The organism is Candidatus Rubrimentiphilum sp. (assembly GCA_035710515.1).
Classification (GTDB): domain Bacteria; phylum Vulcanimicrobiota; class Vulcanimicrobiia; order Vulcanimicrobiales; family Vulcanimicrobiaceae; genus Rubrimentiphilum.
In genome coordinates this window covers 651287-675236 of sequence record DASTDE010000004.1, presented here as the reverse complement: position 1 = coordinate 675236, position 23950 = coordinate 651287, and the positions used below count along the sequence as shown (strand labels likewise).

The window sequence follows — 23950 nt, the reverse complement described above, 5'->3', positions numbered from 1 at the left end:
GTCCCCGTCACAGAGCGGGTCGTATTCTCATTGACTCGAGTGTAAGGGGCTGTGATGCTTCAAACTGCCGGTTCCGGCCAAACGTTGCGGCGCGCGTTCGCCGCGTCGCTCGGCATCCATCTGGTCGTAGCCTTCCTCATTCCCATGTGGCCGGCGCTATTACCACAGGGCCCGGAAGCGGTCGAGACACTCTCCTTTGCGCGCATCGCGCACATTCACATCGAAAAGCATGCCGACGCGCGGCCGCTTCCCGTCGCGATGCCGCGAACGAACCGCCGCTCACCTACGGTGTCGTTCGAGCGGCGACACAGCGAGCTCTCGGCGAAGAATCATAATCCGCGCTCGCGTCCGACACCCGTGAACGGTCCGCAAGGCCGGGTCGCGGCGGCGCCGCGCCTGGTGCCGGCGCGGCAACCCGTGCCGCTGGTGGCGCGTGCGCCGGGAACGCGTCTACCGAAGGAACCGACGCTTCAGCGCGAGCCCGGAATCGTGCCGAACCCGCAAGGCACGGCCAACGTCACCATCGCGGGCAGCGGCGTGAACGATCGCGGCGGCGTCTCACCCTTCGGCGCCGAGCAACCGCCGGTGCTCGATCCGCGCGTCAAGACTGCGCTGATGCAACGCTTCAACGTGCACGTCACGTTGGTTATAACGGTCGACGAAGACGGCCACACGAAGAAAATCGAATTTCATCCGCCGCTCGACGATCAGACTCAAAAAGCTATTCAAACGATGCTGGCGGCTGCGACATGGGATGCCGCGGTGTGCGGCGGCGGCGTCAGTTGCGAAGGCGTCGCAACAATAAAACTATAGTATAGCTTTCGGGTCTAACCGGCGTATCCGCGCTGCGCGCTCCACGCCCCCCATCGGCAAAGCCGATGGGGTCCCCCGCCTTCGGCCTCCGCATCACGCACAAACAAAAGCGGTCTTTCGTTATAAAATCGCTTTACCAAGACCCGAGCTTATGAGCCCGACCGCAAGCAATGCGGTTTGATTGCGCGTGTCGAGAATCGGATTGATCTCGACCATTTCGATCGATCCGAGTTTGCCCGACTCCGCCAGCATCTCCATTGCAAGGTGCGCTTCACGGAAACTCAGGCCGCCTTTGACCGGCGTGCCGGTCCCGGGCGCTTCGCGCGGGTCGATCGCATCCAGATCGAACGAGACGTGCAGCGGCGTGTCGCCGGCGCCTGCAATCGCGATCGTTTCCTCCATGACGCGCGTCATCGTCATTTTGTCGACGTCGCTCATCGTAAATGCTTTGACGCCGGAACTGCGCAGGTTCTCTTTTTCGGAAGCTTCGAGATCGCGCAGGCCGATCTGGACCGTGCGCTTTGGATCTGCATAGCCGCGCTCCAGCGCAAACCACAGCGGCATGCCGTGCACGTTTCCGGAGTGCGAGCTCTTCGGACTGTTGATGTCGCCGTGCGCGTCGATCCACACCAAGCCCGCGGGCTTGCCGCGCGCCCGTTTCAGTCCGTCCAAGGTGCCGATGGCGATGGAATGGTCGCCGCCCAGAATAACCGGGAAACCGCCCGCACGAACCGAGCGCTCTACCAGCTCGGCCAGCTCGCCGCAGATCCTGTCGATCACGTCGAGGTACTTGGCGTGCTTGTCGTGCGGGTCGACCGCCTCGCGAATCGGCACGTGCAAGTTGCCGTGATCCTCAATGCGCTCGATGCCCAGCGCACGCAGCTGTTCGTGCAATTGCGCGTAGCGCACCGCATAGGGTCCCATGTCCACGCCGCGCCGGCTGGCGCCCAAATCCATCGGAACGCCGATGATGTCAACGCGCGGACCGCTCATGCTTGCGCCTGCGCGTCGGCTTCGACGGTCTCTTGCGACTCTTTGGTCAGGACAGGCCGCGCTTCTTCGCGGCTCACCGAACCCGGAATGACGTGCAGCAGCAAGACGCGGATGATTCCCGCGATCGGTACAGCGATGAACATCCCCGGCACGCCGTAGAGCTCGCCGCCGATAAGCACCGCCACAACGATCGCGCTGGGCGACAGTTTGATCGTACGGCTGACGATATTCGGCGCGATCACGTGGCCCTCGAGCTGATTAGCGATGAGAAACACGACGGCGACCTTCACCGCCATGCCCGTCCCGCCCGCCGAGAAGCCGATAATGAGCGCCGGAATGAAAGCGATCACCGGCCCGATGTACGGAATGAGATCCAGCGCGCCGGCCCCTGCGCCGATCAAAATCGCATAAGGCACTCTGAAGATCATCAAGCCGGCTGCGATGATTATCCCGATCGTCGCGCCGACCAGGAGCTGCCCGCGAATGAATCCGCCCAGAACTTCTTCCAGCTCGGCGAGCAAACCCAATGTAGCCTCGCGCCGCCGTTCCGGCACGAATCCCATGAAGAACCGTTTGATGATCTCCGAATCGAATAATAGATATGCGGCCAAGACCGGAATTGCGATGAGCGAGCCCAAAAAAGCCGCGGTACCGAGGATGACGGTAACGGCCCCGGCAGCCGCGCCGCCGCCGTGCTGCTGAAACCAGGTGACGGCCTGAGCCGGCAGCTGCGCGAGTTCCCGGCGAATCGAGTCGGGCGCACTTCCAAGCACAGGCGTCGACGGGCTTGTCAGAAAGTCCCGGGTTTTTGCAAGAATCATCGGCCCGTCATGCGTGAGTCTTGTGAGCTCTCCGGAGATCGCCGGAATGCCGTACGATAAGCCGATCGCGACGACCGCCGCAAAAATGGCGTAGACGACCAGGATGGCGAGAATCAGATGCAGCTTTCTGTTGAGCCATCGCACGAGCGGATAGATCAAGTACGCAAAAAAGATCGCGCCGATGATGATGAACGCGACAAATCCGATCCGTTCGACGAAATGGATGGCATAGTAAAGCATTACGCCGATCAAAACGATCGAAAGCAGAATCTTCCAGGCCATGTCGACGTTTTGCGCGGTGAGCCAGCGATAGGGTTCTTCGTCGGTGCCGCTTGCAGCCGCCGCACGTTCGCCGGCTTTTTGCGCTTCGATCTCTAAACCGATGAGCGACGCTTCCGCCGGCCAGCGATAGCGGATGTAGTGTGTTTCGAGGCGGGTCAGCATGTGCACGAAACCACGTATTGGCCGCAAAGCCGCGTTATGGCCGTCGTCGAGATCGATTAAGAAAAGCAGCGATCGATGACGCAACGGCAGACGTTCGCTCCACTTGCGCGCGCGCTCGACTCCTTCGGGCACGCGTTTCTGTAACGCCGCCAGCACGGCATCGTCGTCATCGCCCGCGGCGCGCACGATGCCGGTGAAATCCCGGTACGTTAAACCCAAAGCGCGCAGTAATCCGCGGTCGATGGGACTCTGACCGTAGAGATAGTCGCCGAGCGATCCCGCGATTGCCGCGCGCGCCTTGTCGATCAGGCGCGGCAGCCAGCGAATCCCGCCGAGTTCCTCCGACCAGCGCCGCGGCGCAGTTGTGTTCAGGTCTTTGGCGTGCACTCAGTTGCCCTTCGGGAGGCCTCTGACGGCCTCCGTTCGGAGGCTTCGGCCTGCGGTTGTGCGTACGATACCCCGATGAAGCACAAGGCGATCGTTTCTTTCGCTGTCGCTGCGGCGTTGCTGACGCTGGCCGCCTGCGGCCGCCACGGCGTGGGCGCGGCCCGGCCCGGACAACTCACGCTCGGTATGGTGACGGACATCGGCGGCCTAGGCGACAAGTCGTTCAACGACTCGGCCTACCGCGGATTGTTGGAGGCCGAGAAGTCGCTCGGCGCACAGAAGCAAGTGCTGCAGTCGCGTTCGGCCTCGGACTATCAGCCGAACCTGACCGCGCTTTCGGAAAAACATCTGGATATGATCTACGCGATCGGGTTCCTGATGAACAAAGATCTCGACCAGATCTCCAAGCAGTATCCGAAACAGCACTACGCGATTATTGACGCAGTGGTGCCCGATCCAAACGTCGTCTCGGCTACCTTTAAAGAGGAAGACGGGTCGTTCTTGGCCGGCGCGCTGGCAGCGCTCGTCAGCAAAACCCACCACATCGCGTTTCTCGGCGGCCAGGACATCCCGCTGCTTCGCAAGTTTGAAGTCGGCTACATCGCCGGCGCGCACCAGATCGATCCGTCAACGAAGGTTGACGTGAAGTACGTCGGATCGTTCGAGGACGTCGCGGCGGGCCAAGAACTCTCCAACGTGCTCTTCAACGGCGGCGCGGACATCGTGTACGCCGCGGCCGGCAAAGCGGGCATCGGTGCGATCGACGCGGTGAAGACGCGCGCCAACGCGTTCGTCATCGGCGTCGACTCCGACCAGGACAGCATGGCGCCCGGCAAAGTGCTGACGTCGATGGTCAAGCACGTTGACGTCGCGGTTTTCGATATCGCCAAAGCCGTTCAACAGAAAAAAGGGCTGCAAGGCCACCTGATCTTCGGTTTGAAAGACGACGGCGTCGGGCTGACCGACTTCAAATACACTCGCGCGATCATCGGCAGAGCGAACATCGAGAGAGTTGACGCAATCCGCCAGGACATCGTCAACGGAAAGATCTCGCCGCCCTCGACGCGTGAGGAGCTCGCGACCTGGAAACCGGCCAAGCTCTAAATCTTTCGGAGGCCGCGCTTCGCCTGCGCGGCATTCGAAAAGTGTACCCCGGCGTCGTCGCAGTGGACGGCGTCGACCTCGATCTGCTGCCCGGGGAGATCCATGCGCTGGTGGGTGAAAACGGCGCCGGCAAATCGACGCTCGCGAACATCGCCTTCGGAGCAGTTAAGCCCGACGCCGGAACCATCGAGGCCAACGGCACCGTCGGCTTAGTTCATCAGCACTTCGAACTCGTCGGCCGTCTGCGTGTGTGGCAGAACATCATGCTCGGCCGCGAACCGCGCAAAGGCGCGGTGGTGGACGTCGACAAGGCGCGGTCACGCGTCGCCGAACTCGCCGAACGCAACGGCTTGGCCATCGATCCTGACGCATTCGTTGAAGAACTGCCCATCGGCGTCCAGCAGCGCGTCGAACTGCTGCGCGAACTCGAGCGCGAGCCATCGGTACTGCTGCTCGATGAGCCGACCGCCGCGCTTGCGCCGGCCGAGATTGCAACGCTTTTCGCCACCGTCGTGCAGCTCGCCAAGCGCGGAACCGCGATCCTCGTCGTCACGCACAAATTGCAAGAAGTGATCGACTACACCACGCGCGTGAGCGTCATGCGGCACGGCAAGATTGTGGCGCACTTCGAAACGGCGGAGACCAGCGTTGACGCCATCGCGCGCGCGATGGTCGGCGGTGAGCTGCCGCAGGTTGCGCAACGGGACGCGACCGGAGTCGCGCCGTGCTTGGCCGTACGCGACGTCAGCGCCGGATCCGATACGACGACGATCGCGGACTTGTCGTTCGACGTGCACGCGGGCGAGATCGTCGGCATCGCCGGCGTCGAAGGCAACGGACAGACCGCGCTGGCCGACGCCATCGCCGGCATGATTCCGTACACCGGCAGCATCGAACTCGACGGCGACGCCGGGGCGCTGCGCCATCGCAAGAACATCGGCATCGTCCCGCAAGATCGCCACCACGAAGGCCTGGTGTTGAATTGGTCGATCGTCGAGAACGCGATTCTCGGCCGCCAGAATCTCCCCGGCATGCGCAAAGGCGCGCTGACCGATTGGCGCGCCGCGCGCGCCGACGCGGCGGCGATCGTCGAGCGTTTCGATGTGCGCGCCGCTTCGCTCGACGTGAGCGTCAAGACGCTCTCGGGCGGCAACCAGCAAAAGCTGCTCGTGGGCCGCGCGCTCATCGGCGATCCGCGTTTCGTACTCGCCTATCAGCCGACGCGCGGCATCGACGTCGGGGCCGCGGCGCTCGTGCAGTCGCGACTTATCGAAGCGCGTAATAGAGGCTGCGCGATCTTGCTGATCTCATTCGAGCTCGACGAAATTCTGGCGCTGGCCGATCGCGTGCTCGTCATGTTCCGCGGCAAAGTGACGGGATCGTTCACCGGCGCTGAGATCGACCGCGGCAAGATCGGGCGCTTGATGGCGGGATTGACGTGAGAGTCGTCCTGCGTTTGCTGGCCGGACCGGCCGGAGCGCTGCTGCTTGCGTTTGTTTTGGCCGCGCTGGCCATGTTGATCGCCGGCGTCAATCCGGTCGACGGATTCTACTGGCTGTTGCGCGGATCGCTCGGCGGCCGCCGCCCAATCGCCGAGACGCTGGTGCAAACTACTGCGCTGCTCTTTCCCGCGCTCGGAGTCTCGCTCGCATTCCGCGCGGGCCTGTTCAACATCGGTGCCGAGGGCCAACTGCTGATGGGCGGCTTGCTGGCCGGTGCGGTCGGCGCGCATTTCGCCGGACCGCAGTGGATGACGGTCTTCGTGCTGTTGCTGCTCGGCATGGTGGGCGGCGGAATCTGGGGCGGCATCGCGGGCTGGTTACGCGCGCGCTTTAACGCCAGCGAGATCATCTCGACACTGATGCTGAACTTCGTCGCGCTCTCGCTTACGGGATATCTAGTTGCGGGACCGCTGAAGAGCCCGCTCGCATCCGGCGCCGAGACCGCGCCGTTGCTTCCAAACAACTGGCTTCCCGCTTTTCCGACGATCTTCGGGATCAGCTTCGGCGACACGCGGTTGACGATTTCGATCTTGATCGCGATCGCAACGGCGCTCGTTATTCGCTTCGTCTTTACCCGAACGGTTTTCGGTTACGAGCTGCGCGCGGCGGGTGAAGCGCCCGAGGCGGCGCGCCGCAGCGGCATCAACATGCCGCGCATGACCCTCATCGCGCTCACCTTGTCGGGAGCGGTCGCCGGTTTGGGCGGAGCCGCGATCGTCACCGGCGTGCTGCACCGCTTTAATACCTCACTCTCGCCGGGTTACGGCTACACTGCCATTGCGGTCGCGCTGGTGGGCGATCTGAATCCGCTGTGGGTGTGCGTCGCAGCGTTCGGTTTCGGCATCCTGGAGGCCGGCGGCCTTATGATGCAAGCCAATGCGGGCGTTCCGAAAGACGCGATCCGCGTTATCGAAGGCTTGATCATCCTTGTTTTGGCCGCGCGGCGCTACTTCGCGTCGCGCGCGACGGCACCGATATGAGTTCCGGCATTTCGCTCGCGCTGACCCTTCTGTTCTTGACGCTGATCAAGTCGGTGCCGATCGTGTACGCGGCGCTGGGCGGCGTGATCTCTGAGCGTTCGGGCGTCGTGAACATCGGTTTGGAAGGCATGATGACCGCCGGCGCTTTCAGCGCGGTCGTCTTTACGAATATGACGGGGAGTCCGATCATTGGACTGCTCGCCGGCATCTTCTTCGGGGCTTTCCTCGGCTTCATTTTGGGATTCGCGGCGACGTTCTTTAAAGTCGATCAAATTGTGGCCGGCGTCGGCATCAACTTGGTCGCGTTGGGCGGAGCAGCATACGGCTTGGTGCTGATCTTCAATCAGCCTGGCGCGAGCCCGCAAGTCAACCAACTCGGATCGGGAGGCGTTCCGTTCCTGCCGCAAGTGACGACGGGCGAAGCCGCATTCATCGTGCTCGCCGTACTGTGCGCGTTCGGTTTGAATTGGTTCATCTATCGCACGCCGTGGGGGCTGCGCATTCAAGCATGCGGCGAAAATCCGCGCGCGGTTACCGACGCCGGTTTGGATCCGCTGCGGTTGCGTCTCTATAGCGTGATCGTCAGCGGCGCACTCGCCGGCTTGGGCGGCGCGTTCTTATCGATTTGCGAAGTCAACCTGTATTCCGACGGCATGACCGCGGGACGCGGATTCATCGCGCTGGCGGCTGTGATCTTCGGACGCTGGACTCCGTGGGGCGCGACCGGCGCTGCCGTCTTCTTCGGCTTCTTCGAAGCGCTGCAATACGTGCTGCAAGGTCGTATCAGTTGGCTTCCCAGCGACGCCATGCAGGCGCTTCCATATCTTGCCGCCCTCTTTGCGATAGCGGGTCTCGTAGGTCGCGTGCGCGCGCCCGCGGCAGACGGAGTACCGTACTAAAGCTTTCTCGCGTTTGTCACGCGAATGGACCTCAATCCGTAATGGATACAAAATGATTATCGCGTCTGCGCCGCCGGCGATTGTCACGCGACAGGTCGATTCAACGCTCGATCGGCGCGGCGGAACTATACAAATACCCAGTGCCGACGGAGTAAGCGCGCAGCTCGTCTATCCCGCCAGTGACATGCCTGATGGTGAACACATTCACATCGAAGCCAACGGGCCGGTCGGAGTAGAACTTTTGGGCGTCCAGCCTTTCGGCGGCAACGCCAACTACGCGCCCTATTATCAACTCACGATCGCGCTGAGCGGACCGGCTGGCGTCGTTCATTTCTACGGCACTCCGAAGCTCATTCTGAACATCGCCAAACCGATGCCGACCGCGCATTATGGCCTGCAAACGAGAATCGCCAGCAACTACAACATACAGACAGGCGCAACCGGCGGCACCTCCGAGCCTCAGTTCGATCTGGCTCATCTACCGTCGATATTCAAAAACGGAGTGCTAACCGTCGATCTGCATAATGCCTCGTTAGTAGTAAATATTAGCGCGATTCAACTCGCGACGACGATCGAAGGTCGCGTCGAGGACGCGCTAGACAAGCTCCAAGCTTACAGACGCTCCCGCGCGCTAGATGATTTGCGAACCGCGATTTACGCGATGCAGGGAACACTCGATGTGCACCTGTTTCGAGTGGGCGCTTTCACTTTGAAGCGTCGCACGTTCGTCAGTGGGTGGGCGCAAGTGCTGCGCGCGATCGAAGATGCGTACGACCCAAAGTTTGATCCCGACAAACGCCTGCCCTGTCCGCAGCTGCGGCTCGACAATCGGGCTATGAGCGTCCTTATCCCGGGATATTGCGATCTGACTCGCACGCAGGAGCAGAACGCCGCGGTTCGTGCTAAAGAGTTACAAGATCTGGAACGTTATCGGGTCAGCTACGAAGACTATCGCAAGGTCAAGCAACTCGATGATCTCTCAACAAGCATTTTTGAAACGAGCCTTGATCTTCTTGGCAAAGTTGCTCCCTGCGGAGCGCCTTCGGATTACGCCGCGCTCGACCGGATCTTCGTAGAGTCAGGCATCAGCGATTCCAGGCGGATCAAAATCGAAGCCATGCTGCGAGATCCGTCCTTAGATTACATCACGCTGCCCGGACAAGCCGTACACGCGCTTAGCACATCGCTTGGAGGTGAGCTCGCTAGCCTCGACAATGTGGCGCTCGCGAGTCAGCAAGTTGAGGTCGGCACTAAGAACGGTAAAATCAATGTTATTCTCGCTCGCGACCATAATGGAAACGTATTGACCTACCAGGTCGACGAACAGACGGGCGCTGTGACCGACCTGAAAGGGATGATGCCGTTTTCTTTTGACGGTAACGGTATAGGCATGTCCGCGCTTGACGCCAAAGCTCTGATTATTCTTTACAACAAGATGCTTTCGGGGGCGCTCGACGTGCTAGCGCCTCTTGAAGATCTCCGTTCAGCAAACTTCACGATCCAACAGCGCAACTTCGATCGATCCCATTCGAAACCGGACACAACATACTATGAGGTTTATCTACCGCGGACCGTGCCGAGAAATGCCGATAACCTGCCTTGCGGATATTATCGAAATTACCGGATCGAGACATCAACCTGGAGCGTTGCAGTCGAGCCCCTTAATTGTTGAGCACAGCGTAGCAGCGCGCATCCGGCCCTTTAAAGCCCGCCTCGACAGGCTCGGCTGTGGTTCGACAGGCTCACCATGACACTAGGGCTCGGGATGACACGCCGGGCCAGAGGATGACAGATTAAGGACTGCCTCGAAGTTAGCCGACAATAACAGCATAGGAGCCAACCGTGCGGCATATCCTAGCTATTTTTGCGGTGGCGGCGATCGCGGGTTCGTACGCTCAACCGGCAAACGCGATGTCATTGCCCGCGCCGCTTGCAGATTTGCAGGCTACGATGGCGCGCGCATGCGGCCGCGCCCCGGGTCACGTCGCCATGGAAGTCAAGGACCTCGGAACGGGCTTGGTCTCCTCGATCAACGCTAACGCGGTGATGCCGGCCGCCTCCACGATAAAGATTCCCGTCATGGTGGAAGTGTTCAAGCAACTGCAGGCGGGCAGCTTCGATTTGAATCATCGCGTGACGCTGATGCCCCGCGATCGCGATTGGGGTTCGGGCGCGATCGCCGACGCGCCGGTCGGCTCGACGTTCCCGGTCTCGGAATTGCTGACGCAAATGATCGCGGTCAGCGATAATACTGCCGCCAATATGTTGATTCGCTTGGTCGGACGCACGCACATCAATGACACGATGCGGGAGCTCGGCTTGCATCATACGCGGCTGTCAGATTATATTCACACGGCCGGCTGGAGCATCCGCAACACGTTACGCACGAGTCCCGCGGACATGGTGCGCTTGCTGACCGGCATGGCGCAAAACAAACTTGTCGATGAATGGTCGTCGCAACAGATGATTGCGATCCTCGAACGGCAAGAGATCAATTCGCTGATTCCCGCGTCGTTGCCTGAGATTCCGATCGCACATAAGACCGGATCGCTCGATGACACGCTCAACGACGTCGGTATCGTCTATGCTTCAAACGGCGCGTATGTGATTGCCGTCATGACGACGCATCTCCCAACGCTCTCGGCCGGACGGCGCTTCATCCGCCGCGTTTCGAGCATGGCATACTCGCATCTTCAGCAGTTCGGCAAATGGCGTGCGCTCAATGGTTTCGATGGCCCGGCGCAGCCGCCGGTCGCGACCGAATCGAACGATGACGTGCCGATGTGGGCGCCGCAGACCCCCGTCCCGGCTACGCCCAACCCCGAGTCTACGCCGTAGCGACAGCCCGGCCGGCGTAGACCGGCGTCAGCAGTTCCCGGTATTTCGGCTCTTGGCCGTGGACGAACCGGTCGTAGAAACCGGCGAGTTTTCGAGTTACCGGGCCCATTTGTTCGTCAGCCACAGCGCGCCGGTCGACGGATTTCACGTGAACAATGCCGACCCCCGTGCCGGTGAAAAAGATCTCTTCGGCCCCGTAGAGTTCGCTGCGGTCAATCGCGCGTTCGACGACTTCGATACCAAACTCGCGCTTTGCAACGTCGAGGATTAAGCGCCGCGTGCAGCCCTCCAACACGTTCTGCGACGGATCCGGCGTGAGCAGCACGCCGTTTTTAACTAGGAAAATATTTTCGGCCGAGCCCTCGGCCAGGTGACCGTCGTGCGAAAGCATGATCGCCTCGTCGTAGCCATTGGCAATTGCTTCGCTCTTCGCAAGCGCGCTGTTCACATAGAGCCCGGTGATCTTCGCGCGTGGTGGTGCAGCCGAATCGTCGGCACGGCGCCATGAACTGGTTCCCGCGGCCACGCCGCCGGCATCCAGGTAATCCATGTTGTATGGAATTGCGACAATCGCAAGAGATTCATGCACGTTATGTAGGCGCACGCCGATGTCTTCGGCAGACTTGAACATGCATGGCCGAACGTACGTGTTGCTTTCAAAACGGTTGCGCGCACAGAGATCCGACGTGATTTCGATCAGTTCGTCGACGGAGTGCGGCATTTTCATCAACAGGATCTTCGCGCTGATCGCCAAGCGTTCGAAATGTTCGCGCAACTGGACAAGATAGAGCTCGCGATCTCCCGGCGCCCAATAGCCCCGAATGCCTTCGAAGCACCCGGTTCCATATTGCAGTCCGTGGGTCAAGAGACCGATTTTGGCGTCGTCGTAGTTCCGGAATTCGCCGCCGGCGTATACGGTGAGTTCGCTCAGGTTCACTTTTCGCGGCTCCTTATCGCAGGCTCGATTCCGGTATACCCCGCCCCGTCCTCCGGCCAAGCGGCCAATGGCAGACTCCCGGCAGGGGCTCCCCTGCGCCATAAGGAGAAACGACCCGCATGCTGCGACGGTTCATCTTTCTTGCCGCCCTTGGGGCGGCCGCATTTGGGGTTGCCGCGGGCGCGGCCATTGTGCAGACGGTATTGCCGAGCGGGTGGCGCCTAACGCCCCCTGCCGGCGCGCTGGCGACCGTGGGCACCATGCCGCAAGGCATTGCGCTCTCACCCGACGGTAAAACCCTGGCCGTCGTCGAGTCCGGCGTCGATCCCGCCGCGCTGCGTCTGCTCGATGCAAAAACGCTGCAAACGATCAAGTCGATCCCGCTCAGCGGTGCGTTTGGGAAACCGGTGTGGTGTACGCCGTTCGTCTGCGTTCCGGGCGCGGCAACCGATGCGATTCAAGCCGTCGACATCGCGCGCGGCGTCGTTCAACCATTTTCGCTTGCCAAAGGCGCGTGGCCGGTTTCCGTCTCGCTGATCTTCATGCGTCAGGGCACGCAGACAATTCCGCTCGCCGTCACAGCCGACGATCACAATAGCCCGGTAGGCGGCACGATAACGATCGCTCAGATCTCCGCCAGCCCAACGGTCGCACAACGCGCGATCGCCGTGGGCTCGCATCCGGGCGCGGCCATCGGTACGGGGAATGGCAAATTCGTCTATGTCGCGCTGCGCGGGCAAAGCTCGGTGGCACTCGTTGACGCGGCAGCGGGCCGCGTCATCCGACAGATCGCCGTCGGATCGCATCCCTGCGACCTTGCGATGTCAAGCGATGGATCCAAACTCTACGTCGCTGTATGCGACAACGATTCAGTTGCTATCATAAATACGCGTACGAATAGGCGAATCGCAAACATCCCCGTTGGAATGAAAACCGCACGCGTGAACGGGTACGGCGCTAATCCGAACGCGCTGCTTGTTCACGGAAACGATCTGTTCGTCAGTCTCGGCGGCGAGAATGCCGTCGCGCATCTACGCAACGACCGCGTCATCGGCTATATTCCTGCCGGCTGGTATCCGACAGGTCTTGCGATGGGCGCGAGCGGGACGCTCTACGTCAGCAACGGCAAAGGCGAAAAGTCTCCGGCGAACCCACAGTTCGATCCGCGAAAGCGCAACAGCCCCGGCTACGTCGCCGCGATAACCGTCGGCTCGGTGCGCGCCATTCCGCGAGCCGCCTACGAACGCGTTACTGCCATGACCGCGCAGGCCCTAAGCGATCTCATGCCGCTGTGGGCGCCGCGGGCGGCTGCGGCGACGATCGTGCGCCCGCACGGCCCGATCTCGCACGTCATCTACGTCATCAAAGAAAACCGTTCGTACGACCAAGTGTTGGGCGATATCCCCAAAGCCAACGGCGACGCATCGCTCGTCATGTTCGGGCGCGCGGTCACGCCGAATCAGCATGCCATCGCGCAACGGTTCGGCGTCTTGGATAACGCGTACGCGGACGCGCAGGTGAGCGCCGACGGCCACAACTGGGCTGACGCCGCGACTGCGAACGATTATCTCGAACGTATGTGGCCCGTAAATTACGGCAACCGCCGCGCGGGCTACGATTCCCAAAACGGCGTGGGAGCGCCGGTGCCGCATTCGGGTTACCTGTGGGATGCGGCCAAGCGCGCAGGCATCACGTATCGCGACTACGGCGAGGACATGTCGATCAGCGCGGGGCCGCCGATCTCATCAACGGATCATCCGTCGCTGCAGGGGCACTACGACTCCGCTTCCGTTGGGTGGAATCTCAAATACAGCGACCAGAATCGCTTTAATGAGTGGAAGCGCGAGTTCAACGCCTTCGTCGCAAACGGAAAGCTGCCGCAACTCGAGATCCTCTATCTGCCGAACGATCACACCGCCGGCACGAGGGCGAACGAACTGACGCCGGAAGCGTACGTCGCAATGAACGACTGGGCCGTCGGACAGCTCGTCGATACGGTGTCGCATTCCCGGTATTGGAAATCCACCGCAATCTTCGTACTCGAAGACGACGCGCAGAATGGCCCGGACCACGTGAGCGATCAGCGTTCGACGTTTTACGTTGCCAGCGCCTACGCGCGCGGCGGCGTCGATCATTCGCATTACTCGACGGTGAGTTTCGTGCGTACCATAGAACTGCTGCTTGGGCTCCAACCGCTTTCAGTCGCCGACACCACGACGCAGCCGCTTTACAACACCTTTGCGACGCGGCCGGTCAACGCGAAGCCGTATACCGCAATAAAACCGGGCATCGACATGAACGCGCTCAACTCGAAAGCCGCCTACGGTTCGGCCATCAGCGCACGGCTGAATTTTAGTAGGCCGGACGCCGTCGATCCGAAGGTGCTCAACGACATCCTTGAACACGCGGTTCGCCGCCGGTAAGCAATCGCGATGATGGCGGAACGGCCCGGTTTGACGACGCCGGCGGCGGTCACCGCGTTCGAGAACGGGGATCGTCGCGAGATCGTTGACGATCTCGCGACCGAGGAGCCGCTCGAGATTCGCTTGGCTGCCGGCAGCGAGACTCGCAGCCTAGCCGTCACCATGCGCACGCCCGGCAGCGATTTCGAACTCGCGGCCGGTTTTTTATTTTCCGAGGGCATTGTCGGTAAGCGCGACGATATTCTCAGCATCGCCTATTGCGTCGATCCGGCAATCGACGCCGAGCAACGTTACAATATCGTAACCGTCGAACTCGCCGGCGCCATGCCGCCGTTGGAACGGCTCGAACGTCACTTCACGGTAAGCAGCGCGTGCGGTGTGTGCGGAAAGGCGAGTATCGAAGCGCTGCACATGCACGCGGAGCCGTTGCAAGGCGACACGCGCGTCTCCGCTGCGCTTATTGCGAATCTGCCGGAACGGATGCGAAGCGCGCAACGTATCTTCGCTTCCACCGGCGGACTGCACGCCTCCGCGCTGTTCGATGCGCGCGGCGAGTTGCTCGCCCTGCGCGAGGACGTCGGGCGGCACAACGCGCTGGACAAGATCGCGGGGTGGGCACTCTTAAACGACCGCATGCCGCTGAGCGGCAGCGTACTTCTCGTCAGCGGACGCGCGAGTTACGAGCTGGTGCAAAAAGCCATCATGGCGCGCATTCCAATCGTCTGTGCGGTATCCGCGCCGAGCAGTCTTGCGGTCGAGACAGCGCGCGCTTTTAACGTTACGCTGTGCGGCTTCGTCCGGGGATCGAAGTGCAACGTCTACACGTCGCCGGAGCGGATTACGCCTTAGCGCGATCGCGCTTGGCGCGTACGAACTCCAGCACACCTTCTAATGTTCGCGCGTTCAGGACGTCGTCGCGCGTGAGACCAGCGCGGCGCGCTTGGCCGATTGCCAGATCGATGTTCGCCAGCTGCGTGACATCGTGCGCGTCACTGTCGACAGTGAGCGTCACGCCCAAACTCTTCGCGCGCCGCGCAAGGTTTGCGGGAAGATCAAACCGCTTGACCTGGCCGTCGATCTCGAGCGCCGTGCCGGTGCGCGCGGCCGCCGCAAAGACCGCGTCGTAGTCGAAGTCGTATCCGCCGAAGCCTTCGATCGTTCTGCCGGTCGGATGTCCGATGATCGTCACGTACGGATTTTCAATGGCGCGGAGCAAGCGCTGCGTCATCTCGTCGCGCGACTGGCGAAACTCCGAATGGACGCTGGCGACGACGATGTCCATATCGGCGAGCACGTCGTCGGGGAAATCCATCGAGCCGTCCGGCAGAATGTCCACCTCGCTGCCCCAGAGCGTACGCACGCCGTAGCGATCGCCGAGCGTGCGGATGTGTTCGCGCTGTTCGCGCAGCTCTTCCGCGCTACAGCCGATCGCGCCACGCGCGGGCGAATGATCCGTTATCGCATGATAGGCGTATCCGCGTGCGGCAGCGGCGGCTATCATCTCTTCAAGCGTTTGACGCCCGTCGCTCCAGGTTGAATGCATGTGGAAGTCGCCGCGCACGTCCGCGGCTTCCAACAGCTCCGGAACCTCGTTGCGCAGGGCTAATTCGACCTCGCCGATGCCGCTGCGCAGTTCGGGCGGTATATATTGCATGCCGAGCGCGGCATAGACGCCCTGTTCGTCGCGACTGGCGGTGACGTCGCCGTTCTCCAGGTTCAGGATGCCGTTCTCGCTGACGCGCAAGTTCTTGCGCACCGCGTTCTCGCGAACTTGAATGTTGTGTTCGCGGCTGCCGGTGAAGTGCTGCAAGAGATTACCGTAGAGATGATCGGGCAAGACGCGCAGGTCGATCTGCAAACCGTCGTCGAGCCAGATGCTGCCTTTGGTCGGGCCCTCCGCCAGCACAGCTCGCGCGCGATCCCAGCGCACGAAGTGATCGATAACCGCGGCGGCTGCATCGGAGGTGCAGACGATGTCGATGTCGCCGACGGTTACTTCCCGCCGCCGCAGGCTGCCCGCGAACTCCAAGCGATGCACCGGCGGACCGGATTCGAGATAGGCGACGACTTCGCGCGCGATCTGCAGCGCGCGCGGCAGCGGCGTGCGCCGCAGCCGTCCGCGATACGCCAAGATGCCTCGCCGGATGTTCTCAATTGTTTTCGGTCCCATGCGCGGCGCTTCGGCGAGCGCGCCTGAATCGATGGCGCGTTCGAGGTCCGCCAGCGATCCGACGCCGTACTGTTCGAAGAGCATCGCCGCCGTCTTGATGCCGATTCCCGAAACGCCGAGCACTTCGAAGATCGTCGGCGGATAGCGCTGCTGCAAAATCTCCAGCTGCTCGCAGGTGCCGGTGCGCACGATCTCTTCGATCGTCGCGGCGATGGACTTGCCGATGCCCGGCAAACTCGTCAGTTCGCCGGCCGCCAGCAAATCGGTGACCGGCGGCGCATTCTCGAGGGTCGCCGCGGCGCGCTCGTAGGCCGTGAACTTGTAAAAGGTCTCGCCGGCCAGCTCCATGAGCTTCCGGATGCGCAGCAGGGTCTCGGCGACTTCCGTATTCGAGGGCACGAAGCGATTTTCAACGTATAGGCACTAACGTGCCTACCAGATTGCCGCCGGAAATATTTAACCTGCCTGTCGAGAAGATGCGCGACGGCTACTACTCCGACACGTATTTCAACCGCGCCAGGCAGATCCTCGAGCGCGACGGCTATCACCCGAGCGTGCGCATGCAGGTCTTTCAGCGCAGCGACGCGGTGCTGTGCGGCATCGACGAAGCCATCGCGATCTTGCGCCTCTGCTCCGGACGGCGTTTACCGTCGGGCGAGTGGGAGGACGGCTGGCAATCACTGCGCGTGCACGCGCTCTACGACGGCGACCGCATCGGACCGTATGAAACGATCATGACGATCGAGGGCGACTACGACATTTTCGCGCATTTGGAAACGTGCTATCTGGGCGTGCTGTCGCGGCGCACGCGGATCGCCACCAACGCGCGCGAGATCGTTGACGCGGCCAACGGCAAACAAGTCTTATTCTTTCCGGCGCGCTTCGATCATCATTTGATGCAAACGGGCGACGGGTATGCGGCGTACATTTCCGGCGCGTTGGGCGTCTCCACCGACGCGAATGCGGAATGGTGGGGAGCCGGCGGCATGGGGACGGTTCCGCACGCACTGATTGCCGCGTACGGCGGCGACACGGTATTGGCCACGCGCAAGTTTGCCGAATACATCGATCCCAACGTCAACGTGATCGCGCTGGTTGACTTCGATAACGACTGCGTCGAGACGAGCCTGGCCGTCGCCCGCGCGCTTGGCGACCGGCTGTGGGGCGTGCGCTTGGACACTTCGCAAACGCTGGTCGACAAGTCGATCTGGAATATGATGGGCACGTTCAGACCGACCGGTGTTACACCGCAGCTCGTCTTCAACGTACGGCGCGCGCTCGACGCCGAGAACTTCCAGCACGTGCACATCGTGGTGAGCGGCGGTTTCACCGCGCAGCGCATTCGTGAGTTCGAGCGCGATCGCGTTCCCGTCGATGCGTACGCTGTCGGCGGCGCATTTTTCCTCGGCGCGGGCAGCGGGCGAACCGAGTACACGGCCGACGTCGTCGCACTCGAGGCGGACGGCGCGTGGCGTGAGTGTCATAAGGTCGGCCGGCCGGAGCGCCCGAATCCGCGCCTGAAACTCGTTCAATAGTGCTGCTCGAAATGCGCGCGGCCGCGTTTGCGGATCGCGGATCGGCGATTGTTTCCCCGCAGGAGATCGAACTCGAAGAAGGCGGCCGGCTCGCGCATGCGTGTAACGGAAATCGCGCGGCCTCGATCGTCGCCATGATGGCCGCCGGTCTGGTGCGCGCGACAAGCGGGAGCGTTTTCGTCGGCGCCTTCGATCCGCGAATTCAGCCGGTGCAAGTCAAACGGCTGGCCGGATACGTCGCGCACGAAGCGCTGCCTCACGAATTCCAAACCTTCGAACGCTACATCGATTATCGCGCCGCGCTGTGGCGGTTGCCGCCGGCGGAAAGCGTCGTGCGCGCCCGCCATATTCTCGCGCAGCTGGAAGGCGTCCACGAAGCCTTCGCCTATCCGCTGGCCGGCGCGCTGATCGCGCAGCCCCGCCTGTTGGTTTTGGATCGACCGCAAGCAGTTTACGCGCCGCAGCTCGTTGAGGTCGCGCGCAACTGCGCTATCTTCTCGACGCATGGTTCCGACAACGATGCGGCGCGATTCGCCGATGCGTGCCGGGTGAGGGTCTAGTGCTGCAATCAACGACATGGGCAATCTCGGTAACCCGATTGCAGCGCACCGCCGGGCAAATTCTGTACGCCGCCGCAGCCGCAGCTTTGGTTGCGGCGCTGCAAATGCACGCGGATCTCGGCGCGCATGCGTTAGGGGGAGCACTGTTCGGTTCGCTTGCCGGAATCTATCTTGCTCTCGCGCAGCGTGGCCGCCGCATGCGCGACCTCGAGCTTTGCGAGCAATCCGCACCGCTTTATGCGCGCGAAGTAGCACGCAATACGGCGCTGGTTCCGTGCGTAGGCGTCATCATCGCGCTGGCGGTGTATTGGCTGGTCACGAGCATTTCATCGGGGCCGCGAGATTTGGCCGCCGCGCCAATTTTTCTCTCGATAGCTTGCGCTTGTGCGGTCTCCGTGGTGGCACTCGGCGCGACAGTCCGTACCGGCGTCCGGCAAGCGGCTTACATTCTGCTGGCCGGCGTCACCGCGGCGATCATCGTGGTCTTAGAGTATCCGCAGTTGCCGGCTGCGTTTCTCTTCTGCGGGATCGCAGGCTTCATCGGCCTGCGCCAATACGGCGAGGCCCTTGCAAAGTGGAGTCCGATCCCGTCCTGAGGGCACCTCTCTCCCCCCATCGCTTGACTTTAAGTAATACTTAAAGTAAAGTAATTCTAAAGCATATAATTTTAGACTTTAGTGGGAGATCCGATGCCGAAAACCGCCCTGCCCGTTACCGCCCTAGTGATCCGGATCGTCGTTTTGGGGCTCGCCCTGGCCCTGTTTTTCGAACAGCTCGGCGCGCGCCATTTACTCCATCTCGACGGATCGGATGGCCGTTTCATGACGACACCTGTCTACTGGGTGAGTCTCCTCGCGCCAATCTTTTATCTGGCGGCGTTGAAGGCGGCATCCGACGCCCTCGTCCGTATGGATCGCGGCGACGCCTTCGGCCCCGCAGCGGTCAGAGCGCTGAAGGAAATCGGCGGCTGCCTGATGCTCGGAGCTTTCATCGCCATCATCGTGCAGCCAAGCCTGATCTTCCTCATCGGCAACGGCTGGAGCGAAATGCAGGGCGTCAAGTTCGATCTCACCATCGAAAATCTGACGATTGCGCTGATTGGGCTCGTACTGATCCTGCTGGCGCGGCAAGGACAGCAGCTGCAATCGCAGCTGGATCAGTTCGTCTAATGCCGGTACGCGTTACGTTGGACGTCATGCTGGCGCGGCGCAAGATGCGCGCTCGCGATATCGCCGAGCAGATTGGCCTTTCCGAAACCCAACTCAGCCAATTGCGCACAGGCAAAGTCAAAGGAATGCGCTTTAACACATTATCCAAACTGTGTCTCGTCCTCGACTGCGCGCCGGGAGACATCCTCGAGTACGATCGGGACGAAACGGACCTACACGCGGGCGACGATTAGCGCGGCTAGACGATCGGCATCGGTATCGCGGTCGCGAGTTTCTCCACGATGGCGCGATTGAATTGTGCCAGATCTTCAGGCGTCCGCGACGTAACCCAGTTGCCGTCCTGCACGACCGGCTGATCGCGATAGAGGCCACCGGCATTGCGAATGTCGTCGGCGATCGAATGCACGCCGGTGAGTTGTCTGCCGCGAACGATCTGCGCCGAAATTAAGACTTGCGGTCCGTGACAGATCACGAACATCGGTTTCTTGACGGCGTCGAACTCGCGCACCAGGCGCTGCACGTCTTTGTTCGTGCGGATGTGATCGGGCGAGGTGCCGCCCGGAATCAGCAGCGCGTCGAAATCTTCGGCCGTAACGTCCGCGACGAGTTCCTCGGCCTTGACGCTCTGGCCGTCGTCCAATCCGCGCTTCCCGCGAATCTTCTGGCGCGACTTCTCGTCGATGCCGACGATGGTCACGATGGCGCCTGCTTCTTCCAAGGCGCGCCGGGGCTCGGTAAGTTCTGATTCTTCAAAGCCGTCGCCGACCAGCGCGGCGATGCGTTTTCCTTCAACTGATTGCATGCGCCTCGGTTTCTCTCCGGGGGCGAGCGGTGCCTACGAGGTCTGTCCTATCTGCTGCGAGGCCGCGCGAAGCAAGTAGGCCAGTTCCAGCTCGATCTTTCCGGGCGCGTCCAGGATGGGATCCTCGGCGATAGCCTTGATCGTCGGATTGCGGCGCGTCATGTCGCCTTCGGGGACCCGGTGGCGCGGATTGATTTCGCGCATGTAGATGCGCGCGTCGTACCGCAGCTGCCCTTCGGGCAGAAAATACAGCGGGTCCAAGCCGAACGCGTACAACTCGAGCGAGAGCAAGTGCGTGTGCTGCATGAACTCGATTGGCTTGGTGCGCAAGGCGAGAACCAGCCGCGCCAGCGCGCCGGTCGCCAGCCGCCGCGTGCCGGCATAGACTTCCCGCAGTCCCTCGGCGTCGAGGCCGGCGGCTTCCGCCAAACGTTCGTCCGGCAGTTCGCGTTCGGCCGCATACGCGCGCAGCGCTTCGCCGAATTCGGCGCCGCCCGCGGTTCCGGTTACGGGGTCCCAATTCATCCGAACACTCCCGCGGTCAACCCGCCGTCTATTGCGATCGTTTGCCCCGTAATGTAACCTGCCGGCTCGCCGCACAAAAACGTCACCAACTGCGCAAACTCTTCCGGCGATGCAATGCGCCCGATCGGCACGTCATTCCCGGCGCGTTCCATCGCTTCGTCGCCGCCGTAGATAGCGCGCAGCCGCGCAGTTCGCACGCGGCCGGTCGCAATCGCGTTGACCGTCACGCCGTCGCTCGCGATCTCGGACGAAAGTGTCTTGAGCGCCGAGACGAGCGCCGTGCGAAAAATATTTGAAAGCGCCAGATTCGGAATCGGCTGTTTGACCGAGGTGGACGTCAGTGCGACTATGCGTCCCCAATGGCGTTCCCGCATCGAGGGGACAACAGCATGCACGAGCTGCAGCATCGGGCGCAGCGTCCCCGCATACGCTTCGTCCCAGTCCGCGGGCTGCAACTGCGTAAACGTACCGGCTTTCGGACCGCCGCCGTTGGCGATCAGGATGTCGATCGCGCCAAAATCCGATTGCACCTGTGCGAGCATTTCATCGATCGAACCGGCGTCGCGCAGATCGACGGTATAACCGCGTGCATCCGGTGAGCCTTCAGCTCGCGCTTCTCCCGCCGCAGCCTCCAGCTCCGGCTTCCGGCGAGCCGCCAGCGCAACGCGCGCGCCCTCGCGCGCCAGCGCGAGCGCGCAAGCACGGCCGAGGCCCGAACTCGCGCCCGTTACGAGCGCGGTGCGTCCGCGTATTCCCAGGTCCATGCCAGCGGGGTTCGCCCCGCGGGGCTCCCGCGCTTTCAGCTGGAACCCTCGCGGCGATGGCGAGCAAAGAACCAATCGTCGAACGGCGCACGGAAGTCGTCTTTCCAACCGACGTGAATCACTACGGAACGCTCTTCGGCGGAAAAGCCGTCGCGATGATGGACATCGTCGCGTCGATCGCGGCTATGCGCGCCGCCCACAAACCGACCGTCACCGCCTCGATCGATCGGATCGACTTCAAAGAACCGATCCGTCAAGGCGATCTGGTCGAAACGATCGCGCGTGTGGTAAAGATCGGCCGCACGTCGATCACGTTGGAAGTCGAATTGTGGCGCGTGCTTCCCACCACCGGCAAGCGTACGCTTTCGACGGTCGGGAAGTTCGTGATGGTCGCGGTCGACCGGAACGGACGTCCGACGCCGGTGATTAGCCCGAAGAAACGCGCGTCAGCGCGGCGCTAAACGGATGGCTCCATCAAGGCGGATTACTTCACCGTTGAGGTATTGATTTTCGACGATGTGACGCGCGAGCCGCGCGTACTCTTGCGGACTTCCCAACCGCGGCGGAAACGGCGTCTGCTTTCCTAGCGACTCACGCGCAGCTTCAGGTAGCCCCGCGAGCATCGGCGTGTCGAAGATGCCGGGCGCGATGCTCATCACGCGAATCTGATGCTGCGCGAACTCGCGCGCGATCGGCAGCGTGATGCCGGCGACGCCGCCTTTGGACGCCGAGTATGCGGCTTGCCCGATCTGACCGTCGAACGCGGCCACCGACGCAGTACAAATGAAGACTCCGCGATCTTCGCCCGGCTCGACCGCGCGCTTGATCATTTCGGCCGCGGCCAAGCGAATGACGTTGAACGTTCCGATCAAATTGATGCTCACGACTTTCGTGAAATGATCGAGCGGCTGCGGACCGTCGCGGCCGACGACGCGTTCGGCCGTCGCAATGCCCGCGCACGAGATCGCCCCGTGCAAGCTTCCGAACTCACGCACCGCAAGATCGACCGCGGCACGCACATCCTCTTCCGACGTAACGTCGGTTCGCACGAACCGCACGCGCGCGCCGGCCTCTTTGGCGACTTGAGCGCCGTGCTCGTTCACGTCGCAGATCACGACGTTTGCTCCCGCCGCGGTAAACTCGCGCACGCAGGCGGCCCCCAGGCCCGAGGCTCCGCCGGTCACCAAGAACGTTTTTTCTGCCAATTCCATACGAGCGACCGCTTTAGACGCCGCCCGGCCGAAACCCGGGTTGCGCCGCGGGACCCGCGATGGTATGATTCCCCGGTCGCCGGGACGGACTAGGGCGCGAGCCGAGCCTGTACCCGAGCGAGCCTATCCTTGAATAAGGAGCCTCATTCGTGCCTATCACCAAAGATCAGAAATCCGAGCTGGCGGCCAAGTACGGCCGGTCCGCGACCGACACCGGTTCGGCCGACGTGCAAATCGCGATCCTCACGGCCTCGATCAATAAGCTGAACGAGCACCTGAAGGATCACAAGAAAGACCACCACAGCCGCCGCGGATTGTACCTTCAGATCGGGCAGCGCCGCCGTCTGCTGAATTACTTACAGCACAAGGACTTGGATCGCTACCGCAAACTGATCAACGAGCTGGGACTGCGCCGCTAACGATCGCTACGTTTTGGTGATCGTGAACTTGTACGTCCGAACCAGCTGATCTCCAACGAAACCGTCGATCCGCACCGGCAACTGCGTGCTCTGCGAGAGATAGAGCACCTCACGCGTCATGCCGTTGTCCTGTGAAGGATTGGCGACGTTCAGCGTTACCGCGGTGACAGCGTCGCCGTTTAGTACGGTCGTGCCGCTGTAAGACGTGCCGGCCGTTTGCTGCGCGTGCGACAGAATTCCCGGCAAGCTTAAATCCGCAACCGTGTAGCCGCGCAGCGACGTTACGAGCGGATCGTTTATGCTGACGTTCTTGCTCATGGTGATGCCGAATGCGCCGCTCTTGGATGCGCTGACCGTCGGTCCGCCGCTCCAGGTAACCGTCGCTCCCGCGCTCGGTCCTTGGTTCACGTGCATCGTTATCGACTGCGGTTTGCGGTACGTGTAGGCGAACACGGCATGTTCCGTATTGCCGCCCTTGGTTTCAAAGAGTTGGATCGTCGCCGTGTAGCCGTTGAGTGCAGACCATGCCTTCGCGAATTGATCGAGCGCCGAGTTCGAGGCGGCCGACGCGTTGGTAAGGCCAAATAAAAAGGCGAGAGCCACTGAAGTAGCTGCTATTCTCATGCCCTCCCCGTTCTTTTCCGGCCTAGGAAT

The 23950-nt window shown here is 61.9% G+C and carries 25 protein-coding genes; 16 read left to right on the top strand and 9 right to left on the bottom strand.

Annotated elements, in window-relative coordinates; all coding sequences use genetic code 11:
- Nucleotides 1-51: 51 nt before the first annotated feature.
- Entirely contained in the window at nucleotides 52-813 is a 762-nt protein-coding gene (locus VFO29_12375) for a hypothetical protein (GenBank protein ID HET9394303.1), read from the top strand.
- Between the two features lie 120 nt (nucleotides 814-933).
- On the opposite strand, the gene rocF is transcribed toward VFO29_12375, so the two are convergent.
- Together rocF and VFO29_12365 are read right to left on the bottom strand one after the other, a co-directional pair.
- Complete coding sequence (gene rocF / locus VFO29_12370; protein HET9394302.1) at nucleotides 934-1806, bottom strand: arginase; 873 nt, start codon at nucleotides 1804-1806, stop codon at nucleotides 934-936.
- Nucleotides 1803-3458, bottom strand: coding sequence for an AI-2E family transporter (locus VFO29_12365; protein HET9394301.1), 1656 nt, complete (start codon nucleotides 3456-3458; stop codon nucleotides 1803-1805). The genes rocF and VFO29_12365 overlap by 4 nt, the downstream gene beginning before the upstream one ends.
- 75 nt (nucleotides 3459-3533) lie before the next feature.
- On the opposite strand from VFO29_12365, the gene VFO29_12360 reads away from it, so the two are divergent.
- The 6 genes from VFO29_12360 to VFO29_12335 all read left to right on the top strand — a co-directional run bounded on the left by VFO29_12360 (nucleotide 3534) and on the right by VFO29_12335 (nucleotide 10781).
- A complete protein-coding gene (locus VFO29_12360) occupies nucleotides 3534-4562 on the top strand; it encodes a BMP family ABC transporter substrate-binding protein (protein HET9394300.1) in 1029 nt (342 codons plus the stop codon).
- Between the two features lie 41 nt (nucleotides 4563-4603).
- A complete protein-coding gene (locus VFO29_12355) occupies nucleotides 4604-6004 on the top strand; it encodes an ABC transporter ATP-binding protein (protein ID HET9394299.1) in 1401 nt (466 codons plus the stop codon).
- Nucleotides 6001-7044 (top strand): ABC transporter permease, encoded by a 1044-nt coding sequence (locus VFO29_12350; GenBank protein HET9394298.1) that lies wholly within the window; start codon nucleotides 6001-6003, stop codon nucleotides 7042-7044. Before VFO29_12355 ends, VFO29_12350 begins: the two co-directional genes overlap by 4 nt.
- Nucleotides 7041-7943, top strand: coding sequence for an ABC transporter permease (locus tag VFO29_12345; protein HET9394297.1), 903 nt, complete (start codon nucleotides 7041-7043; stop codon nucleotides 7941-7943). The genes VFO29_12350 and VFO29_12345 overlap by 4 nt, the downstream gene beginning before the upstream one ends.
- 52 nt (nucleotides 7944-7995) lie before the next feature.
- Nucleotides 7996-9615: a hypothetical protein gene (locus VFO29_12340; protein ID HET9394296.1), complete on the top strand. Its 1620-nt coding sequence runs from the start codon at nucleotides 7996-7998 to the stop codon at nucleotides 9613-9615.
- Between the two features lie 170 nt (nucleotides 9616-9785).
- On the top strand, nucleotides 9786-10781 hold the full coding sequence (locus VFO29_12335) for a serine hydrolase (protein HET9394295.1): 996 nt from the start codon (nucleotides 9786-9788) through the stop codon (nucleotides 10779-10781).
- On the opposite strand, the gene VFO29_12330 is transcribed toward VFO29_12335, so the two are convergent.
- Entirely contained in the window at nucleotides 10771-11718 is a 948-nt protein-coding gene (locus tag VFO29_12330) for a branched-chain amino acid transaminase (protein ID HET9394294.1), read from the bottom strand. The two genes, VFO29_12335 and VFO29_12330, sit on opposite strands and share 11 nt — an antisense overlap.
- Nucleotides 11719-11837: 119 nt before the next feature.
- Here VFO29_12330 and VFO29_12325 point away from each other — a divergent pair, with 119 nt between their 5' ends.
- Nucleotides 11838-14141: an alkaline phosphatase family protein gene (locus tag VFO29_12325; GenBank protein HET9394293.1), complete on the top strand. Its 2304-nt coding sequence runs from the start codon at nucleotides 11838-11840 to the stop codon at nucleotides 14139-14141.
- 9 nt (nucleotides 14142-14150) lie between these two features.
- Nucleotides 14151-14990: a formate dehydrogenase accessory sulfurtransferase FdhD gene (gene fdhD / locus VFO29_12320; GenBank protein HET9394292.1), complete on the top strand. Its 840-nt coding sequence runs from the start codon at nucleotides 14151-14153 to the stop codon at nucleotides 14988-14990.
- Here the strand turns inward: fdhD and polX are convergent.
- On the bottom strand, nucleotides 14980-16710 hold the full coding sequence (gene polX, locus VFO29_12315; GenBank protein ID HET9394291.1) for a DNA polymerase/3'-5' exonuclease PolX: 1731 nt from the start codon (nucleotides 16708-16710) through the stop codon (nucleotides 14980-14982). The genes fdhD and polX overlap by 11 nt on opposite strands.
- Before the next feature lie 29 nt (nucleotides 16711-16739).
- Here polX and VFO29_12310 point away from each other — a divergent pair, with 29 nt between their 5' ends.
- From VFO29_12310 to VFO29_12290, 5 genes are all read left to right on the top strand, one after another.
- Entirely contained in the window at nucleotides 16740-17846 is a 1107-nt protein-coding gene (locus VFO29_12310; protein ID HET9394290.1) for a hypothetical protein, read from the top strand.
- Nucleotides 17846-18406 carry a hypothetical protein gene (locus VFO29_12305; protein HET9394289.1) on the top strand — a complete coding sequence of 187 codons (561 nt, stop codon included), beginning with the start codon at nucleotides 17846-17848 and terminating at the stop codon, nucleotides 18404-18406. The genes VFO29_12310 and VFO29_12305 overlap by 1 nt, the downstream gene beginning before the upstream one ends.
- On the top strand, nucleotides 18406-19002 hold the full coding sequence (locus tag VFO29_12300) for a hypothetical protein (protein HET9394288.1): 597 nt from the start codon (nucleotides 18406-18408) through the stop codon (nucleotides 19000-19002). The genes VFO29_12305 and VFO29_12300 overlap by 1 nt, the downstream gene beginning before the upstream one ends.
- A gap of 93 nt (nucleotides 19003-19095) precedes the next feature.
- Complete coding sequence (locus VFO29_12295; GenBank protein ID HET9394287.1) at nucleotides 19096-19575, top strand: DUF2975 domain-containing protein; 480 nt, start codon at nucleotides 19096-19098, stop codon at nucleotides 19573-19575.
- The gene (locus VFO29_12290) at nucleotides 19575-19808 is read left to right on the top strand and encodes a helix-turn-helix transcriptional regulator (GenBank protein HET9394286.1); all 234 of its coding nucleotides are present in this window, start codon (nucleotides 19575-19577) and stop codon (nucleotides 19806-19808) included. Before VFO29_12295 ends, VFO29_12290 begins: the two co-directional genes overlap by 1 nt.
- A gap of 5 nt (nucleotides 19809-19813) precedes the next feature.
- Here VFO29_12290 and VFO29_12285 read toward each other — a convergent pair whose 3' ends face one another.
- The 3 genes from VFO29_12285 to VFO29_12275 are packed head-to-tail and all read right to left on the bottom strand — an operon-like array spanning nucleotide 19814 to nucleotide 21666.
- Nucleotides 19814-20377, bottom strand: coding sequence for a type 1 glutamine amidotransferase domain-containing protein (locus VFO29_12285; protein ID HET9394285.1), 564 nt, complete (start codon nucleotides 20375-20377; stop codon nucleotides 19814-19816).
- A 33-nt stretch (nucleotides 20378-20410) separates the two neighbouring features.
- Nucleotides 20411-20902: a hypothetical protein gene (locus tag VFO29_12280; GenBank protein HET9394284.1), complete on the bottom strand. Its 492-nt coding sequence runs from the start codon at nucleotides 20900-20902 to the stop codon at nucleotides 20411-20413.
- Entirely contained in the window at nucleotides 20899-21666 is a 768-nt protein-coding gene (locus tag VFO29_12275) for an SDR family oxidoreductase (GenBank protein ID HET9394283.1), read from the bottom strand. Before VFO29_12275 ends, VFO29_12280 begins: the two co-directional genes overlap by 4 nt.
- A gap of 56 nt (nucleotides 21667-21722) precedes the next feature.
- On the opposite strand from VFO29_12275, the gene VFO29_12270 reads away from it, so the two are divergent.
- The gene (locus VFO29_12270; protein HET9394282.1) at nucleotides 21723-22127 is read left to right on the top strand and encodes an acyl-CoA thioesterase; all 405 of its coding nucleotides are present in this window, start codon (nucleotides 21723-21725) and stop codon (nucleotides 22125-22127) included.
- On the opposite strand, the gene VFO29_12265 is transcribed toward VFO29_12270, so the two are convergent.
- Entirely contained in the window at nucleotides 22113-22877 is a 765-nt protein-coding gene (locus VFO29_12265) for a 3-hydroxyacyl-CoA dehydrogenase (protein HET9394281.1), read from the bottom strand. The two genes, VFO29_12270 and VFO29_12265, sit on opposite strands and share 15 nt — an antisense overlap.
- A 149-nt stretch (nucleotides 22878-23026) precedes the next feature.
- Between VFO29_12265 and rpsO the strand changes: the two genes are divergently transcribed.
- The gene (rpsO, locus tag VFO29_12260) at nucleotides 23027-23296 is read left to right on the top strand and encodes a 30S ribosomal protein S15 (GenBank protein HET9394280.1); all 270 of its coding nucleotides are present in this window, start codon (nucleotides 23027-23029) and stop codon (nucleotides 23294-23296) included.
- Nucleotides 23297-23302: 6 nt separating this feature from the next.
- Here the strand turns inward: rpsO and VFO29_12255 are convergent, their stop codons facing one another.
- A complete protein-coding gene (locus tag VFO29_12255) occupies nucleotides 23303-23899 on the bottom strand; it encodes a hypothetical protein (GenBank protein HET9394279.1) in 597 nt (198 codons plus the stop codon).
- Nucleotides 23900-23950: the final 51 nt, after the last annotated feature.

Excerpts from the sequence above, each read along its gene's own strand:
- rocF (HET9394302.1), bottom strand. The coding sequence starts at position 1,806 with ATGAGCGGTCCGCGCGTTGACATCATCGGCGTTCCGATGGATTTGGGC.
- VFO29_12345 (HET9394297.1), top strand. The coding sequence starts at position 7,041 with ATGAGTTCCGGCATTTCGCTCGCGCTGACCCTTCTGTTCTTGACGCTG.
- fdhD (HET9394292.1), top strand. The coding sequence starts at position 14,151 with ATGATGGCGGAACGGCCCGGTTTGACGACGCCGGCGGCGGTCACCGCG.
- VFO29_12275 (HET9394283.1), bottom strand. The coding sequence starts at position 21,666 with ATGGACCTGGGAATACGCGGACGCACCGCGCTCGTAACGGGCGCGAGT.
- VFO29_12295 (HET9394287.1), top strand. The coding sequence starts at position 19,096 with ATGCCGAAAACCGCCCTGCCCGTTACCGCCCTAGTGATCCGGATCGTC.
- VFO29_12280 (HET9394284.1), bottom strand. The coding sequence starts at position 20,902 with ATGAATTGGGACCCCGTAACCGGAACCGCGGGCGGCGCCGAATTCGGC.
- VFO29_12340 (HET9394296.1), top strand. The coding sequence starts at position 7,996 with ATGATTATCGCGTCTGCGCCGCCGGCGATTGTCACGCGACAGGTCGAT.
- VFO29_12325 (HET9394293.1), top strand. The coding sequence starts at position 11,838 with ATGCTGCGACGGTTCATCTTTCTTGCCGCCCTTGGGGCGGCCGCATTT.
- VFO29_12290 (HET9394286.1), top strand. The coding sequence starts at position 19,575 with ATGCCGGTACGCGTTACGTTGGACGTCATGCTGGCGCGGCGCAAGATG.
- VFO29_12270 (HET9394282.1), top strand. The coding sequence starts at position 21,723 with ATGGCGAGCAAAGAACCAATCGTCGAACGGCGCACGGAAGTCGTCTTT.
- VFO29_12360 (HET9394300.1), top strand. The coding sequence starts at position 3,534 with ATGAAGCACAAGGCGATCGTTTCTTTCGCTGTCGCTGCGGCGTTGCTG.
- VFO29_12265 (HET9394281.1), bottom strand. The coding sequence starts at position 22,877 with ATGGAATTGGCAGAAAAAACGTTCTTGGTGACCGGCGGAGCCTCGGGC.
- VFO29_12285 (HET9394285.1), bottom strand. The coding sequence starts at position 20,377 with ATGCAATCAGTTGAAGGAAAACGCATCGCCGCGCTGGTCGGCGACGGC.